General features: G+C 34.6%; 16 protein-coding genes. 7 read left to right on the top strand and 9 right to left on the bottom strand.

Going from position 1 to position 17,610, the window contains the following annotated elements:
- The first annotated feature begins 376 nt into the window (after nt 1-376).
- Entirely contained in the window at nt 377-886 is a 510-nt protein-coding gene (locus SMAR_RS06925; protein ID WP_011839616.1) for a hypothetical protein, read from the top strand.
- Nucleotides 887-898: 12 nt separating this feature from the next.
- Here the strand turns inward: SMAR_RS06925 and SMAR_RS06920 are convergent, their stop codons facing one another.
- Nucleotides 899-2,056 carry an ABC transporter ATP-binding protein gene (locus SMAR_RS06920; RefSeq protein WP_011839615.1) on the bottom strand — a complete coding sequence of 386 codons (1,158 nt, stop codon included), beginning with the start codon at nt 2,054-2,056 and terminating at the stop codon, nt 899-901.
- 5 nt (nt 2,057-2,061) lie between these two features.
- Nucleotides 2,062-3,039, bottom strand: coding sequence for an ABC transporter ATP-binding protein (locus tag SMAR_RS06915; protein ID WP_011839614.1), 978 nt, complete (start codon nt 3,037-3,039; stop codon nt 2,062-2,064).
- Between the two features lie 335 nt (nt 3,040-3,374).
- Here SMAR_RS06915 and SMAR_RS06910 point away from each other — a divergent pair, with 335 nt between their 5' ends.
- From SMAR_RS06910 to SMAR_RS06900, 3 genes are all read left to right on the top strand, one after another.
- A complete protein-coding gene (locus SMAR_RS06910) occupies nt 3,375-3,923 on the top strand; it encodes an SAM-dependent methyltransferase (protein WP_011839613.1) in 549 nt (182 codons plus the stop codon).
- Nucleotides 3,910-4,953 (top strand): radical SAM protein, encoded by a 1,044-nt coding sequence (locus SMAR_RS06905; protein ID WP_011839612.1) that lies wholly within the window; start codon nt 3,910-3,912, stop codon nt 4,951-4,953. Before SMAR_RS06910 ends, SMAR_RS06905 begins: the two co-directional genes overlap by 14 nt.
- A gap of 180 nt (nt 4,954-5,133) precedes the next feature.
- Nucleotides 5,134-6,033 (top strand): metallophosphoesterase, encoded by a 900-nt coding sequence (locus SMAR_RS06900; RefSeq protein ID WP_011839611.1) that lies wholly within the window; start codon nt 5,134-5,136, stop codon nt 6,031-6,033.
- 7 nt (nt 6,034-6,040) lie between these two features.
- Here the strand turns inward: SMAR_RS06900 and SMAR_RS06895 are convergent, their stop codons facing one another.
- On the bottom strand, nt 6,041-7,057 hold the full coding sequence (locus tag SMAR_RS06895) for a hypothetical protein (RefSeq protein WP_011839610.1): 1,017 nt from the start codon (nt 7,055-7,057) through the stop codon (nt 6,041-6,043).
- Between the two features lie 256 nt (nt 7,058-7,313).
- On the opposite strand from SMAR_RS06895, the gene SMAR_RS06890 reads away from it, so the two are divergent.
- Complete coding sequence (locus SMAR_RS06890; RefSeq protein ID WP_011839609.1) at nt 7,314-8,417, top strand: zinc metalloprotease HtpX; 1,104 nt, start codon at nt 7,314-7,316, stop codon at nt 8,415-8,417.
- On the top strand, nt 8,414-8,860 hold the full coding sequence (locus SMAR_RS06885; protein WP_011839608.1) for a hypothetical protein: 447 nt from the start codon (nt 8,414-8,416) through the stop codon (nt 8,858-8,860). Before SMAR_RS06890 ends, SMAR_RS06885 begins: the two co-directional genes overlap by 4 nt.
- 213 nt (nt 8,861-9,073) lie before the next feature.
- Here SMAR_RS06885 and SMAR_RS06880 read toward each other — a convergent pair whose 3' ends face one another.
- The 5 genes from SMAR_RS06880 to SMAR_RS06860 all read right to left on the bottom strand — a co-directional run bounded on the left by SMAR_RS06880 (nt 9,074) and on the right by SMAR_RS06860 (nt 14,854).
- On the bottom strand, nt 9,074-9,664 hold the full coding sequence (locus tag SMAR_RS06880; RefSeq protein ID WP_011839607.1) for a TATA-box-binding protein: 591 nt from the start codon (nt 9,662-9,664) through the stop codon (nt 9,074-9,076).
- A 228-nt stretch (nt 9,665-9,892) separates the two neighbouring features.
- A complete protein-coding gene (locus SMAR_RS06875) occupies nt 9,893-11,536 on the bottom strand; it encodes a DUF2070 family protein (protein WP_011839606.1) in 1,644 nt (547 codons plus the stop codon).
- A gap of 105 nt (nt 11,537-11,641) precedes the next feature.
- Nucleotides 11,642-12,142, bottom strand: a complete 501-nt coding sequence (locus tag SMAR_RS06870) for a hypothetical protein (RefSeq protein ID WP_011839605.1) — start codon at nt 12,140-12,142, stop codon at nt 11,642-11,644.
- Nucleotides 12,143-12,224: 82 nt separating this feature from the next.
- A complete protein-coding gene (locus SMAR_RS06865) occupies nt 12,225-12,998 on the bottom strand; it encodes an ATP/GTP-binding protein (RefSeq protein ID WP_011839604.1) in 774 nt (257 codons plus the stop codon).
- Nucleotides 12,999-13,060: 62 nt separating this feature from the next.
- On the bottom strand, nt 13,061-14,854 hold the full coding sequence (locus SMAR_RS06860) for an ATP-dependent DNA ligase (RefSeq protein WP_244372521.1): 1,794 nt from the start codon (nt 14,852-14,854) through the stop codon (nt 13,061-13,063).
- A 223-nt stretch (nt 14,855-15,077) separates the two neighbouring features.
- Between SMAR_RS06860 and SMAR_RS06855 the strand changes: the two genes are divergently transcribed.
- Nucleotides 15,078-16,868 (top strand): hypothetical protein, encoded by a 1,791-nt coding sequence (locus tag SMAR_RS06855; protein ID WP_011839602.1) that lies wholly within the window; start codon nt 15,078-15,080, stop codon nt 16,866-16,868.
- Here SMAR_RS06855 and udg read toward each other — a convergent pair.
- A complete protein-coding gene (udg, locus tag SMAR_RS06850) occupies nt 16,834-17,472 on the bottom strand; it encodes a type-4 uracil-DNA glycosylase (protein ID WP_011839601.1) in 639 nt (212 codons plus the stop codon). The two genes, SMAR_RS06855 and udg, sit on opposite strands and share 35 nt — an antisense overlap.
- Nucleotides 17,473-17,610 lie beyond the last annotated feature (138 nt).

Raw genomic sequence — 17,610 nt, 5'->3', positions numbered from 1 at the left:
TATAGGAATATATGTTTCAATATTTTGATTTATATATGGGCAAAATATTTGACCATGAACATATGTAAAAATATAATATTTCCCCAAAAATGGGATTGCACAGTGATAATCATATTTACTGGAGTTCAAACAGTACGTTTTATCTTCTAAGACAAAAATAACAAGATCGTTCTAAGCTATTAATACGGAAAGATCTAGAATAAACATGATACACAAAATTGTGCAAAGTCCATGGTGTATAGTCTTAGAGAAAAGAATGATAGTGGGAAAAAGCGAATGTAATTATGGGGACAATATATAAGAATACTAGAAAACTCGGTTAGCACATGATAAAACATATAGAAAATAGTATAGATAAACAATGGGGGAGGAGTGGATGGAACAGGATATTAAGAGATTGATGAAAAGAGAGATAATAATAGCCATTATTGGGGGATTGTTAGCTGTTTCAGCCTTATTATTGATCTTCATAAGTGATCTATATGTAGCAGTGAACCCTATCTATCGTGAAAACAGATATATTGATAAAAACTTTACACACATACCTATGAATTCAACTGTTTTATATCTCTATCTGAATAGTTCGTCTTATAGGACTAAGTTATCCATTACAGGTGATCGTGGGGTTATAGTTCTCGGTACTCGTGGCAAAGTAAATGTATATAATTTGACAGTTTTGAAGAAGGTAAACATAGTTTTGCCGGGACTGGCAAGGTTTAATGTTACATATGTTGAAGGTAATGTTTCTTATTCGTTCATTATTGAAAGAATATATAAGCCATATAATTTCTTAGTTCTTCCAGCGTTTTTCCTTGCTATGATTGGTAATGTTGCTGTATTGGTTAGTTTGTACAGGATCATTATGCTTAGAGCAAGTATACGGTAAAAAAGGCTTGAATTATTTTCTTATCATTTTAATTATTTCTTCGGGGTTTCCATAAAGCCAGCATGAAACCCAGTGATTCTTTTCGATCTCAATTAATGATGGCTCAACGGTTCTACAGTATCTTTGTAGTTCTGGGTGTTGGTCGTAGCTTACACATCTGGGGTGGAATCTACATCCGGGAGGTATATTAATTGCGCTTGGAACTTCGCCTTTTATTGGTACATTTCTTATTCTTTCCCTATTCTTAGGATCTGGTTCTGGTATTGCTTCAATTAATGCTTTTGTGTATGGATGCATTGGGTTTTCAAGTATTCTACGTGTTTCTCCCATTTCTACTATTTTTCCTAGATACATTATTGCTAGCTTGTTTGTAATATACCTTGCAACCGCTAGGTCGTGTGTTATGAATATATATGTAAGATTAAGTTTCTTCTTTAAATCCATCATTAACTCGAGTATTTCTGCTCTAATGGATACGTCCAGCATTGATACAGGCTCATCTGCAACTATGAATCTTGGTTGTAGAATTAACGCTCTTGCAATACCTACACGTTGTCTTTGACCACCAGATAACATATGGGGGTAACGATACATGAAGTCTTCGGGAGGAGTGAGCTTGACTTCTTCGAGTGCTCTAGCAACGATGTCTACTCTTTCATCCTTAGTTACTCCGACACGGTGTATGATCAATGGTTCTTCAAGTATTTTGTATATTGTTGCTCTGGGGTTTAAGCTTCCATAAGGGTCCTGGAATATTATTTGCATTTCTTTTCTAAGTGGTTTGAGAAACTTTGATGGGACTCTGGCAATGTCTATGTCGCCATATTTATCTATAACCGGAGGCTCATAGCCGATTTCTTTCCATTCATCAAGTAATCTCTTTCTGGGACGGTATCCAATAACACCCGATGTTGGATCTACAAGTCTTAAAATAGTCTTGCCAGTTGTTGTTTTGCCACAACCCGATTCTCCGGCTAATCCGAAAACATCTCCTTCTTCAACTTTAAATGATACTCCGTCTACTGCGTGAACATATCTTCTAGGAGCTCTTCTAATGACTTCTGTGAAGCTTCTACGTATTGGGAACCATGTTCTCAGATTATCCACGAACAATACAGTTTTATCATCTGGAACAGGCCTATATACATTTATAGATGCAGTTTCAGCCATTTATTTCACCCTTCAGACTTTTTTGCGTAAAGCCAACATGAAACATAGTGTCCTGGCTCAACTTCTACCATGGGTGGTTCTTCTTTCCTACAAATATCCATTACATATTTGCATCTAGGAGCAAATCTACAGCCTGGAGGTGGTGTTAATAAGTCTGGTGGCGTTCCAGGGATCCATTCTAGCTTTGATATTTCTCCTCTTATCCTAGGGATACTTTTTAGTAATCCCTGTGTATATGGATGTTGTGGATTGTAGTAGATATGCTCGGCCTTTCCATATTCAACTATTTTTCCAGCATACATGATTGCAACTTTATCAGCTATTTCAGCGATTAGGCTTAGATCATGTGTGATAAGTATAATTGACATTTTTTGTTCTCTCTGCAGCTTCTTCAATAAATTCATTATTTGTGCTTGAACTACGACATCTAATGCCGTTGTAGGCTCATCAGCTATTACTAGGGGTGGTTGTAGTGCTAGAGCCATTGCTATCATTACACGTTGTTTCATGCCTCCGGATAACTCGTGTGGATAACTCCGAGCTCTCCTACGGTTGATCCCGACCATTTCCAATAATTTATATACTTCTTCCATAGCCTCCTTCTTGGTTAACCCTTTATGAAGCATTAATACTTCTGCTATTTGGTCTCCAACGGTAAATACGGGGTTTAAAGCGTTCATTGCTCCCTGAAAGATCATACTGATCTTTTTCCATCTGATCTTTTTCCTAAACTCGTCTTCACTCAGTTTAAGAAGATTTTCTCCTTCAAAAATTATTTCGCCAGAAACAATTCTTCCAGGAGGCGGTACTAGTCTAATCAATGAATATGCTGTCGTGCTCTTACCACAGCCGGATTCTCCAGCTATTCCTAATACCTCTCCTTTATTGAGCTCAAAAGATACGTCATCAACAGCTCTAACTATACCCTTCGTTGTGTAAAAATATGTCTTCAGATGACTAACCTCTAGTAGCTTTTCAGCCAAAACGTACACCTCAGTTAGTGAACACCCTTGCTTAACAATATCGATACATTCATAGATAACTTGTTCTCTAGCATTTATATTTTCCCACGCTTAAAAATATTAATGAAGACTAGGCACCTAAATCTCAACGAAACTAACATTAATTTAAGTTAAGTAAGCTTAATTATAAGATGAATTAGTTTCTTCATTATTTATAATTATTTATATGTATGTGAGTCCTGACTACTAAGTTGGGCTTAGATAAGTATAAAGAATAAAAAATTTTAGAAAACTGTTTAAAGCAATTTTAAATTAAACTGCTATGCTAAAAATCCAGATAATATAAGGTGTTTTAAATGGGTAAGGTACCGTATATTCCGAGCTCTTATACAGCTGTTAGAAATGCATTAGAATTAGCAAAAGTTGGTCGAGGAGATGTCTTATATGATTTGGGTGCGGGTGATGGAAGAGCAGTGATCGAAGCAGCAAGAAGAGGAGCATTAGCAGTGGCTGTTGAAATTGATCCTTCATTTTCGGCTTTAATAAGTTTAAAAGCTAGAGAGGCGGGGCTAGATGATAGAATTATAGTTCTAGAAGAAGATTTTTTCAATACTTATTTAGGATTCGCAACTGTTATTTATCAATACCTTTATCCCAGCATATCCAGAAAACTAGCGTTGAAATATAGTAAGGAATTGAGAAAAGGAACACGTATTATTGCTTATAATCTCCCAATCCCCGGCTGGATACCTGTTAAAATCTATAGATTCATAGATGAAAATGGGGCGGTTTCAACACATTATCTATATATAAAGGGAATAAGTGATCCCAGTTCTTGGATTCTTAAACACGAAACAATACCTCCAATCAATACTGAATATGTGATGAATATTGCTAGAGACTAAGATTATCGGAGTAGTTTGGAGAAATAGGCCATTATACTTTGTTAAAGGAACACCTCTATATGGATACATTGGTTTTGGAGTGATCGATAGAGGAACGAATGTTTTACAAGTTCGTCCAACAACTCTTTGTCCATTAAACTGTATCTTCTGTAGTGTAGATGCTGGTCCACATAGTAGGAATAGACGAGCAGAATTCATAGTTGATCCTGATTCTATATATGAAGCAACTATTGAAATTGCTAGATTTAAAGGAGGTGGTGTGGAGGCATTAATTGATACTGTAGGAGACCCTTTAACATATCCTTATCTAACCTATCTAGTTAAGAAGCTGAAAAGAAGTCCCTATATTTCAAGCATAGCTTTAGAAACACATGGAGCCCTTTTATCTCATAGACTCATAGATGAGTTAAATGAAGCCGGCCTAGACCGTATAAATCTAAGTATAGATACCCTAAATAATGAGAAAGCAAAATTGTTGCAGGGAGTAGAATGGTTTAATATTGATAAAGTTAAAAAGCTTGCTGAATATATTGTTCAGGAAACAAACATAGATCTACATATTACACCTGTGTGGATACCAGGTATTAACGATGATGACATTATAGAAGTTATTAAGTGGGCATATAGAATTGGCGCCGGCAAAAAATGGCCGCCAGCAACTATTCAGAAATATAATATACATAAGTATGGAAGAAAGGTTCCAGGAGTAAAACCTCTAAAATGGAGAATGTTCTGGAGGAAAATTAGAGAAATAGAGAAAGCCACTGGACTCAAAGTATCTTGGGAAATGAGTGAATGGGGTATGGAGAAAAGGAAACGTTACCCATGTCCTTATAGGAAGAACGATGTTACTGCTGTAAAGACGGTATCTCCAGGTCTTTTCCGAGGAGAATATATAGGTGTAGCAGTTAAAAAAGAATGGCTCATAACGATCTATGGTGGAGGAAAAAAGATCGATCATACATATTATGTTAGGATAATAAACGATAAAGATTGTTTATTAATAGGCAGAATTGTAGGAGAAACTTGATTAAAACAATAAGATTTAATAATCCAATAATAATAATTCCTCAAAATAGGGGGGCCAGCCGATAGCCGAGGCTCTTAACCCGTAGGTCCCGGGTTCAAATCCCGGCGGGCCCGCTTCTATAATTTTCTATAACCTTCTAAACATTTTTGAATACAACTTTATTCGATGGTGTCTCTATAAATGATATTGAGACCGTTGTTTAGAGAAAAAGATATTGATCTCCATATAGTTTTAGGAACTCCTATTCTTTATTCTAGAAGCCATAACATGATTATTTTCTCAGATGTACATTTAGGTTTTGAGGAATCAGTAGCTAGGGGTTTAGATTATAGTAGTCGTAGAGCTTCGACAAGCTATACTGGAATGTTTATTCCGAAAATCCAGCTAAGAAATACATTGAAGACATTAAGTTTTGTATTTAAATATTTGAAGCCTAAACGTGTACTGATAAACGGAGATCTCAAACATGCATTTGATAGGCTTCTCCGGCAGGAAAGAGAAGAAATTAGAGAACTATTTAATTATTTATTGTCTAATGGTATCGAGGAAATAATAGTTGTGAGAGGAAATCATGATAATTTCTTACCAATAATTCTGAAAGATTATGGTATAGAATTAATGAGAGAATATGAATTATATTTTAATAACTACAAAACACTCTTTATTCATGGACATTTAGAAAAAGATATATCTAAATATGATTTAGTAGTGATTGGACATGAACATCCTAGTCTAAGATGTTTTAATGCATATAAATTCCCGGCTTTCTTAATAGTGCCGACTACTGTTGGAAACAAGATAATCGTGTTGCCGGCAATGAGCGCGTATCATCCGGGAACATCTATTTCTCTCGATCATAATAATTACTTATCGCCTCTAATTAAGAAGTATGGCATCCTAAATAAGGCGAGAGTTATTGTTTCTATAGAATATGAAAAAGTTGAAGATGTTGAGTTTGGTATTGAGAATATTGTTTCAGATGATCTAGTCATCATCGATAATTATCAATTAGATAATAAAGGAATATCGGTTATTGAATTTAAAGATATAGAAACTGCTTTTTTAATGTGTGGATTATAATAGTAGTTTATTTCGCTGATAGATCCCTCGATACTTTTACAGCATCGAATCCGTGGCGGACTATCACAGATATTTTTTTAACATTAACATTACTTTTTACTAATACATCTCTAATTAGTTCTGCTACGTTATTAGCTAGGCTTATCATTTTTTGTCTTTTACGTGCAAAGCCTAATCGAGCCACTATGACTTCTACAACAAGTTTTTCATTATCTCCTCTAATTATTGCTTGCGATATATTTACTTGGTTTTCGAATGCATATTTAATCATTTTATCACTGAATTCAAGTATTGATTGATCAATAGATATTGCCTCTTTTACCTTAATAGGTTGAAAATTTTTATCCTCAATTAATACTTGTTTATTTTCCCTTGTTAAACCAAGAGATGCGAGGACTTGCGGCGGTAGAACTTGTCTCGCTAATTCAACAGGTAAGGGAGCTGTTTTCGATGTTGAAGTTTCGACTGGTATAGTGGCGGCTGGAGCTATTTCTTTTGGCTCAATTATTTTACCGACTTCTTTGAATTTTTGAGTTTTTAAAGGTTTTTTCTCGGATGCTGATTTTTCTAATGACTCTGTGGAGACAAAATTATCAATATTGATACCTAGTCTTTTCTTAATAAAGTCTAATGATATCTCTGTTATCTCAATTACCCCGGCTGAATAAATATTCTTGTTTATTCTACTAGCTATTTTTTCTAATAATTTTATACCCGACAATTTCTCATTATCTATTTCCCCTGAGGCAGCTATTGCTATACCATTACATACAAGTATGCCAAGCTCATCCCATGTCCCAGTTTCTTTTCGTAAACTGATCCTGCTGTATATGCATTTTCTGCTACTCTTACTAATTAATTCTTTAAAAACACTTGCTATATCTTCTCCTATTACCCTTATAATTCCTTGAAACATTCCCTCCAAAGTTATATATGCTTCGAAAGCACTGCTTCTTATCTTTTCGCTAATATCATCTATTCCCTCATATAATTCGAGCTCAATTTTTTTAAGCTCCTTAGCCAATATGTTTGCACCCTATAATGCATCATATTCACGCCCATATTGCTCTTCAGATAATCGACCCTTCTTCATCCCCCTACATAAGGGGTTGGACTATGTCGGCCTCAACATCTACTATATATAATTTCAGTAGTACCTTAATATTCTTGTATAGGCTCATATATGAATTCTTATAAATAATGGGGATGTTAATGTGAGATTTTATATGGGCCTATACATTATTATGGGATAGTAGAATAGGAGCGGGAGGTATGTGATCATGATATGGTGGTTTTATGATCCTCTAGTAGTTGTTGCAATGTTTCTGGCATACATAATAGGATTTATAACACTCAACATTATTGCTTCCTTAATTGCTCCGAGAGTTGCTAGAAAATTATCGAATAAGTTTTCATTTTATACATCAATGTATATTGCAGGTGCAATAGTTTTCGTAGGAGGATTTTCAGCGATATATATTCTATGGCTAATTATTGAGAACTTGGGATACAGCATATTATTTACAGACTTGATTATTTTCGTTATAATAATGAATGTAATAATGTATATTATTTCTCCAGTAATCATCAATGTATCTTATGGAGCACAGCATGATCCCGAGCTACAGAGGCTAGTTGATGAAGCTGCTAGAAGAGCAGGTATGAAACCTCCCAAAGCTATGATTGTTAATGGTCCCCCTAATGCTTTTGCATACGGTAACTTCTTGACCGGCAAATATGTAGCTGTAACCACGGGTATGTTGGGTATTGTTGATAGAAACGAGTTATTAGGAGTAATAGGGCATGAGCTTGGTCATCATAAGCACAGAGATAACTTCATAATGTTGTTTATGGGGATTATACCGAGTATAATATATTATCTAGGCCTTGTCTTTATGAGAGCGGGTCTTACAGGAGGATATGGTAGGCAAGAAAGAGGAGGAAATCCATTATTGTTACTGCTTCTCGGTGTTGGAGCTATTTTATTGAGCTTAATAATACAAGTATTCATTCTAGCTTTTAGTAGGTTAAGAGAATACTATGCAGATGCTCATGGAGCATATGTTGCTGGAAATAAGGAGATGCAACGAGCACTAGCTAAGCTACACATGTATTATTCATATAACAAAGAAATGCGGGAACACATAGACTCCAGTAAGCTAAGGACACTCTTCATTTACGCATTAACAGACGCGATCGCGAACCCCTTCTACCCATATAGTTATAGAAAGAACATAAGTTATAGAGATATTGATGAAGTAATAGAGAAGATAAAGAACTCACCAGTTGATCCAGCAAAAGAAGTTCTCAGTAGCCATCCGCCTATACCGAAAAGGTTGAGGTTTCTCGATAACATATTTTTAAAAAATGAAAGAATAAGATGAAAGCTTTGCTTGTTGAAGGCATAATCATAGTTCTAGATCTAGATCGTTTCGAAGAATATACTGTTAAGCATGGTCTCGACCAATATAGACCTAATACTGTAACAGGTATGTTAACGAGTCTTGTTGAAAATTTTGTGAGAAAATGGAGAGCAGTTGTGGTATATGGATTAGACTATGAAAGAGGCACAGAAGAAACAATACTCGAGATCCCGTATGGATATGAACAAATAAATGAGATCGTTAAGGATCTGAAAGTTATAAAAGACGAAGTTAATAGAGTTGGTGCATCTATCACTATTGTAGTTATTAGAGACTATGTTTTAGGAAGAAAAGCTAAAAACAGGAGAGAAGCATATCATGGAACACCAGGTAGAAGAAGAGCTATTCGCGTGTTAAGAAAAGCTAAAAGAGCTGGTGGTAATAAATTAGTACTGCTTTTATAGATCATGATGGTAATAGATCTATTTGAAAATTATTCATTAAAATTGTATTGTTTTTTCTCCTAAAAAAGAAATAATGTAGTGGAACATTATTAGGAAAGGTAATTCAGTGTGAGACTAGGGTCTTCATCCCTACGATGTTGGTCCTAGGCTGCCCACGTCATCATTCAGAGCTGTATAATGTTTTAATTATGTAATATTTTTAACTCTACCCTATTATTCGCTTTTCTTCGGTAATAAACAGTCTAGATCTAATAGTTTCTTAGCAATATTTCTAACTGCTGTTTCTACTTCACTTTCCTCCTTTGCACCAGTAATAACCATTTTTCCGCTACTGAAAATTAATAGGACAACACGCGGCTCTCTCATACGATGAATAAGGCCTGGAAATTGTTCCGGCTCATACATGCTGTCTTCTAATAGATAAGCTGCTCTCTCTAAATTAATGTATGCATTAATATCTCCGGACGCTACAATGTTTTGGATTTGTATACGAGGCTTTGAAACTATTTTAATACCATATTTTCTCAGCAACTTAATTATTTTCTTAACAGCATCTATTAGTTGTTGAGTGCTTTTGGCACCTGTTACAACCATTTTGCCAGATTTAAATATTAGTGCGGTTGTTTTTGGTTTTTCTAATCTTAATATTAAACCTGGAAATTGATCAGGTTGATAACTAACATTGGGGACACGGCTCTCAATAAGGTTGAGGTCTAGGGATTGATCAAGAATGACTGTGGCAACTATGTTTTCGATCTTTGTCGTAGGTCTTAAATCTATTTCTCTCTTTATATCAGTAACCAAATTTATCACCCGCTTATCAATAGTTTAAAAGTTGATTATGGAATTTAAATATAATCTCTGCACCTAATATTATAAACGTTAGTTATTCGGTAAAATTTAAAAGCTTATTTATACAAGAAATAGTTGGACAAGAGAAAGGGCCCGTAGCTCAGCCTGGTAGAGCGGCGGATAATGGCTGGCCCCCCCATCTTACATCTATCAATTTTCCTAGAAAACAATTAAATTACACTACAAAAACTGCTTAATCAAAAAGAGAATAAGCGGTGTTAGCAAGACATATGACCATATTAATATAAAGGATAGTTTGAAAGAATTGTGAACAAGTTCTAATAGTTTCCAAGCAGTATTTTTCATTAGTTTTGTTTTTACACTCAGTTTTTTATATTTGAGATCTTTTTTGAACTCTTTCTCCAATAGATCTTTATATCCTTTTAATATAGCTGTTAACAGCTTATCATTATATTGGACTGGAATGTATATTGTAGAAGAATAAATGCCTGTCTCTGTATGTTCATCACTTGTAAATACTTCGATCCTTTTTTCTACAACCCCATATTTTTCGCTGAGAACACTTCTTATTTTTTCTCTTAATCCAGGCTCCATATTGTTTCCAGGAATATATATTAATGTTAAGAGCTTTTCTGGATCGCCTCCTAACTGTATAAGCGTTATTCTCGATCCTATTACTCCAGGTGATCGGGCTTTAATAGTCTTAGCTCTATATATGAGTGTTTTTTCATTATTATTTCTCTTGATCTCGCTTATCTTGTTTATTGCTTTATCAAGTAGTTTTCTTAAAGCTTCTATATTAGGCTTGGATTCTAACTCGTGATTATGGCAATCAACAAGAATGAGGTCTCCTAAACCAGCGTGAACGGCTTTCAATTCGTATTCCATTTGTAAATCGTAGGGAAGATCATCTATGCCTTCATTTCTTGAAATAAATATTATTGATAATCTATTAAATACTAGAATTAATAGATCCCATTCTCCATCCGAGATCCTTTCATAATCATAGAACTTTATATACTCACTATTCGCATCATCGGTATTTTCAATAATGTATTCGACAAACTTTATTGTTTCATCAAAAGTAGATATGTTTCTATCATGAGAACCCATACCATGTAATACCACGACCGAACCGTATCTGTGCTTTAATTTCTCATATAGAAGTGTAGGCAACATACTACTGCCTGTATTTGAGAATGGGCCGTAATGGATATCCGAGTATAGAATGAATAATTCATTATTATTATAAATTATTCTGGGATGAACTGTCTCCTCTACCCCTAGATCCTTAAAGACTTTCTCAATATCTCTCTTTTTTTCAAGTATATTCCTTATAAACATAGACCCAAGATCTGGAGCTGGATAACTACCTATTTTGTGAATTGACATTACTTTATAAATAATATAGTCTAGGAATATTGGAACTATTAATAGTGGAATATAACTGTACATGTTAAAAATAATTAGAACGAGTAACGGAGGTATTATTGATAATATATACTTTCCAATACTTGTTCCATCTACACCTAGTATGCCGAGAATGATCATTACAGTTGAAGAAACAATACCTAATCCTATATCGAAAAAACCTATTATGAAGGCATATGTTTCAGTAATTAATGCTAGGAATAAGGATCTCTTTAAACGTTTATATGGAGAATTACTAAGTATACCGTAAACTGATACTATTAAAAATACTAAAATAAAGTACACAATATAAACAAGTATATTATATCCGACATGAATAAAGAAAAGAACATTAACAGATATTATTAACAATAGAACAGCATATATACCTGGTAGCCTAAAAATAAATGAATAATATTTTGATAATTCGCTGTTCGGCTTAAATATTTTCAATTTCCACTAACACCTTATCATAGGGGAATTATAGTGCTATCATAGATACTAGCCTTGCCTACTTTACTATGATTAGTTTATCTATAAAGATTTTATTTTATGAAATTACTTCTTAAACTTCACGATTAATATAAGTATTAATAAAACTATAGTGATCCCTGCTGCTATCATTGGGGATACAAATGCTAATAATCCTAGATAAACCATAGCAATACCAGCCAATATTACTATGAGCGAAATTATTTTTTCCGATAATAAGTAAGAGATACCGATAGCTATTATAACGGTCAATAATAGTAATCCTATATTACTAATGAAGCCCAGAAAACTCGCTATCACTATACCTATAGCTATACCGCTGATAATTGATAGAGCTAGTTTAATAATAAACCATCCTATAAAGAATCCTATAATGAAACCTAACACCCCTAAAATCACGGCCGCCAATACTCCTCCATTCATTAACATGACAAGTTTAACTATTAGATAAGCCAATAATCCTCCAGATGCTACGCCTACTACAAGTCTTAATAAGAATTTACCGACTAATGCAGTTATTATTCCTCCTATAATTAATAATATAGATGTTAAAGTTCCAAATACCACATAACCACCCTATATCAAGTATTATATAATATTATAATGTCATAAATAAAAGAGTGTTGACTTCAAAATATTTTCGCAGAGATCATGTAAGATCTCCGCATGTACAGAAAGCTTCATGAACCAAATAATGTAAATCCTCCATTGTATTAGTTTTTTTAGCTGAAACCATTACTGGTCTATAGGCACCCTTGGTTTTGAGAGCAATACTTACAAGTTCCGGTACAACCTCCGATAATAATCCTTCTTCACTATAGTGCTTAGCCATCTCAGCTAATTTCTCCGGCTCTTCAACGATTAACCGTGCAAGTTCGTTACTACCAGCAATATCGATCTTATTAATTACTGGAACAACGGTCAATCCAAGCTTTGCTTGAGTTAGAACCCCCAGAAACCATAGTGTTACAGCATCCGATAATGTTTCTATTGCTGAAGCATCAATAACAAACACTACAACAGGGTTAGATATCTTTGTCAAAATTTTGAAGAAAACCGTACTTACAGGTCTAAATATGAAAGCCTCCATTTGACCAGGAGTGTCTATAAGGATCATATCCCATTTTGTGATATCATTAAATGGTGTATGTTTAAAGAGATCATTTATTTTTGAAATAAGCATTTCGGATGCTTTAAGAAATGCTCCATTAGGGCCTAATCTATATTTACGCATAATATCTCGTAGTGTGAACCATTCACGAATATCGAATAATGGCTTGTAAGGTAATTCTTCAACACCGGGATCAAGATTGACTATTGCTACATGCATAAATAATGTTCTCCTAAGCCATTCAGAATAGGTTTTTACGAGAGTTGTTTTTCCTGAACCTGCTGGTCCAACAAACACTGTAATTATCGGCATATATACTTACCTCTCTTATTTTCACTATTTTGATCCTAACAAGCTATGTTATTCTATAATGATTATTCAGATAATTTCTTTAGTTGTCTTTTATACATTTCTAGAAGCTCTTGGCTGGTAGTAGCATCTTCTGGTCCCTTATCCGGTCTCCACCGTATAAACCTTGGGAATCTAATGGATATTCCCACTCCAGGCTTTATAATGTCTAGACAGCATGTATGGAGAGGTGATAAAGTTAGTTCTGCACCTATGATCTCTGCTACTAATGCAGGTGTAACCCATACGTCAGGCTTCATGCGTGCTACCACTCTTGGATGCTTATGCTCTATTATGTATGGCTTCAACATTTCCGGTAGCTTATCTATATCTTCGTCTTTGAACCCACTACCCACCTTGCATACTGATTCGAAAACGTCTTTATCGGGATTATAAGATGCCATTAATAATGCGCCGTATTTTCCTCCTCTACGGCCTCTACCATAAAATGCTCCTATAACAACTAAGTCTACTGTATCGATCATTTCGCTCTTATAGTCTCTCTTATACTTGATCCATAGCCATCCACGAGTTCCAGCTTGATAAATAGCGTTTTTATGTAAGGCTTTAATCATTACGCCTTCAGCGCCATCCTCTATTGCTTTGAGAAAGAACTTCTCTAACTCGTCTGGATTATTTGTTCTAATATATTCTGCGATCTGGAATGTTTCTGTTTGCTCTATTATTTCCACTAGCTTAGCGCGTCTCTCAGGTAAAGGTTTTAGAGTATAATCTTCTCCGTCAACATATAATAGATCAAATAGGTACACCTTTACTGGAACCTCTTTTATAGCAATATGTATGTCATGTTTCCTTTTTCTATGCATTAATTCCTGGAAAGGTCTAAGCTCTCCTGTATCTGGATCGTATGCTACTATTTCGCCTTCAACAATTGCTTCATTTGCCTTAATATATTTTCTCGCATAATCGACTACGTCAGGATATTGATGAGTAATATTCTCTAATCTACGGGAGTAAATCCATATTTTATCTCCCAATTTATGGATTTGTGCTCTTTCACCATCATATTTATATTCGACAAACGCGATTCCACCAACTTTTTTCAGTATCTCGACTGGATTATTTAGTCTCTCAGCAAGCATTGGCCTAATAGGTATTCCTACCTGTGGCTTAATACCTTTTAAGGCGTTTAAGCCTTGAGTTGCAAGTATCTTTGCGATATGCCCTAGATCGGCTCTGAGATTATAAGCTCTCTCAACAATGGGTCTAGCATGTGCTCCTCCACCATAGACTATTGCTAATGCATCCATTATAGTAGCGTCTCCTATACCAAGCCTTAAGCGTCCTTCGACAAATCTAATGATATATTTTGCCTCCTTAGGAGAAGCATCCGATAATAGACCAGCTAATAGTTTTAATTTAATATCCCTACTACCTTCTCCTGTTGCTAATGCTACACGCGATAATGTCTCATAAACTTGGCTCACAGTTAATTCTCTTTTAACAGGCACAAATGCGAGAATAGACATAGCACCCTTCTTCAATTTCTCTTCATATATAGCTTTAAGCTTCTCAGCTGCTTTTCCTAGATCGCCAAGTGATTTATAGAGAGATTCAACTTCTGACTCTGTGCTCTGCGTAGCAAGAGCTATTGCTTTAATAAGCATTTTTTCACCAACACCGAGCTCCGGTAAACCTTTCCAGTCAGGCCATAATCTGCCCTGTAATAGGTAGACTACTTTATCAATTATTTCTGGAGGAGTCTTCTTGAATAAATTAACAAGTAATACAGTCATTTGTGTCCTTGACGTAATTATCTCTATCCTCTCAAAAGTATCTGCTAGTTCTCTAAATGGCATATCTTTTTCGTATCTAGGCTGTTCGCTCTGCTGTGCAGCCATAGTTAATCCTCCTCCTATAATACAGTATGTTTTTAATGTTTAATAAATAGTTGATCATAAGCGAGTATAATAAGTATAAAGAGCTGTAAAAACATATACTTATTTTTGAATGATGATACCCGGCAAATATGAGCTGTCCCGCAATGATTAATCAGTGTTACTCTGAGGTGTTATTTTAGAAATGAAAATTGATAAAACAATAAAGATAGTTGCTTTTATGTTTTTATTACTACTTGTCTTGTCTCAAACATCCATAATAGCTGAAACAACTAGTGAGTATCTCGTTTCCTCAGTTAATACCTACTTATTAGCTGTTACTGATAGTAATGTAGGCGTTGTAGTAAATGTGACATTGCAAGCTTATTTTCCAGGAGACGGAGAAGTAGATATTGTAGAAAAGAATGGTGTTATTGGAGAAGATACTCTGTATTCTATATATTATTCTCTCCGACTAGCCTCATTAGTAACAGGCATAGATTATAAGTCATATAATTATAAAATAATTTTTCCAGAAGAAATTGATTTAAAGGGAACAAGTGCCACACTAGCTTTCACACTAGGATTCATCGGGTTATTTAAAAACATAAAATATTCTCCAAAGATTGGAGCAACAGGTGTTGTAGCACCTAATCTTATCGTTGGAAATGTATCAGGCATTGATGCTAAATATTATGCTGCACTTAGATACGGCCTAGACTATGTTATAGGTCCTCCCCAGTTTTTCAGGTTTAGTTTGAGAAAATATATCTATGCTATTGATGTGTTTAATGCATATAATTATTATAGTGGTGATAAGATTCTACCTAGTATACAAGTTATGGGAAAGCTCTGCATAAAACACTTAATAAATGCTTTCAACTATTCATATATTAATCTAAAGAAAAGCATAGATCAATACTTGCAAAGACATAATATAAACATATATAGCATTAATGGTTCAACATATTACTTTTTAGCTAACAAGTACTACTCAATAGGAGACTTCTATACTGCGGCATCATATATGTTTAGAGCATACATAAATATTTATACAAGTATTTTAGCGAGAAAAGCCATAAGCGATCCCAAAATTCCAACATTGTTAAAGGAATGGATTCAGCATAACTTAACAAAAACAAAAGACATAATCGAGAATTATGAAACTTTACTTCTCAACAAATACTATAATATATGGAACTTCGACGTATTCCTCAACGCATACATAAGATATAGCCAGTCAAAACTCTATTATTACGCTGGTAATAATGTTACAAATCCAATTCAAAAAACAGAATACTATGTCCTCAGTCTAGCTAGGATGCAAACAGTTAATCATTGGTTAAAACTATTCATAAATAAATCGGATCCAGATTTTTTAGCAAATATTAATGATAATTATGATAGGATAATCGATTACATCAATATCTCTCTTACATACTTAAAATCAATGAATTATATTGGAAACTTAACGATCAAACATTTTAAATCCATAGTTAATAGTAATCAGAGTAATACTAGGAAAATACTATATCTAGGATATTATTTCTATACATTAAACCAAAACTTATCAGCAATAAGAGGGTTATTTGATCTATTTATTTCTCCTAAAACGATAATTGATCTTAATAAAACAATAAATGGATTAGGATACCTAATAGCTTCGGAAACAGGCTATTTAGCACCAACTATGCTAACAACAATCGAGCTTGTAAAGGATTATCTTATAGAAGGAGAAAAAACATATGATCTAGGAGTACTCATGTCTATGAACCTAGCAATCTTAGTATTTGAGCTAATGATTACAAGACAATATATGAGATTATCATCTGAGAAAACAATTCATACTCAGATCGTATCTTCGCATGAATTAAGATATGATATTTTACCAGCTATTATTACGTTAGTAATAGGATCGTTTCTCATAGGATATCTTATTGGAAAAATAAGAAATAAACCTCCTACTTTAGAAAATCAAGTATGGTTCTATACTTAGTTACAGATTTTCCATGAATATCCTGTATAAGACGCTCAAGAACATGGAAATCATTTTCCAGTTCGGGACGAAGCTTCGGTGAGTATAGGGCTGCCGCTGGGTGATAAGTAGCCATAATTTTTACTTCGACACCATCTATTCTCGCAGAAAATACCTTTCCATGCATTGCCTTCATATTTGACCATTTTAAACCAGCTCTAGAAAACAAGAATCTAGCTGAATGTCTTCCTAAGGCAACAATTATTTTTGGTTTTATAATTTTTATTTGCCTTATTAAATACGGTGAACACGCTTCTATTTCCTCAGGGGTTGGATCACGGTTATTTGGCGGTCTACACTTTACAACATTGGTGATGTAAACATCTGGCCTCTTCAACCCAATAAGTTCTAGTAACTGGGTTAGGAGCTTGCCAGCGGCACCAACAAAAGGCCTACCTATTTCATCTTCTTTACTACCGGGAGCTTCGCCAACAAACATTATCTCGGCATTGCAGGGACCCTCGCCTGGAACAGCGTTTTTCCTGCTTAGATGTAGTGGGCATTTTTGACACTTTTTTATTTCTTCGGCAAGCTTGGTTAGTTCGGCGCAGTCATTAGAAGCCATGGTTTCATCCCGGCATAATATTTCGTTTCTACATTATATGTAGTGTATTACTAAATCATTAAATTTATGAGTAAGCATATTATTGTATAGTATTGTATGGATGCGTCGAAACCATGCAGTAGATATTAGTGATCATTG

This window comes from Staphylothermus marinus F1, from assembly GCF_000015945.1.
Classification (GTDB): domain Archaea; phylum Thermoproteota; class Thermoprotei_A; order Sulfolobales; family Desulfurococcaceae; genus Staphylothermus; species Staphylothermus marinus.
This window is presented reverse-complemented; position numbering and strand designations above follow the sequence as displayed.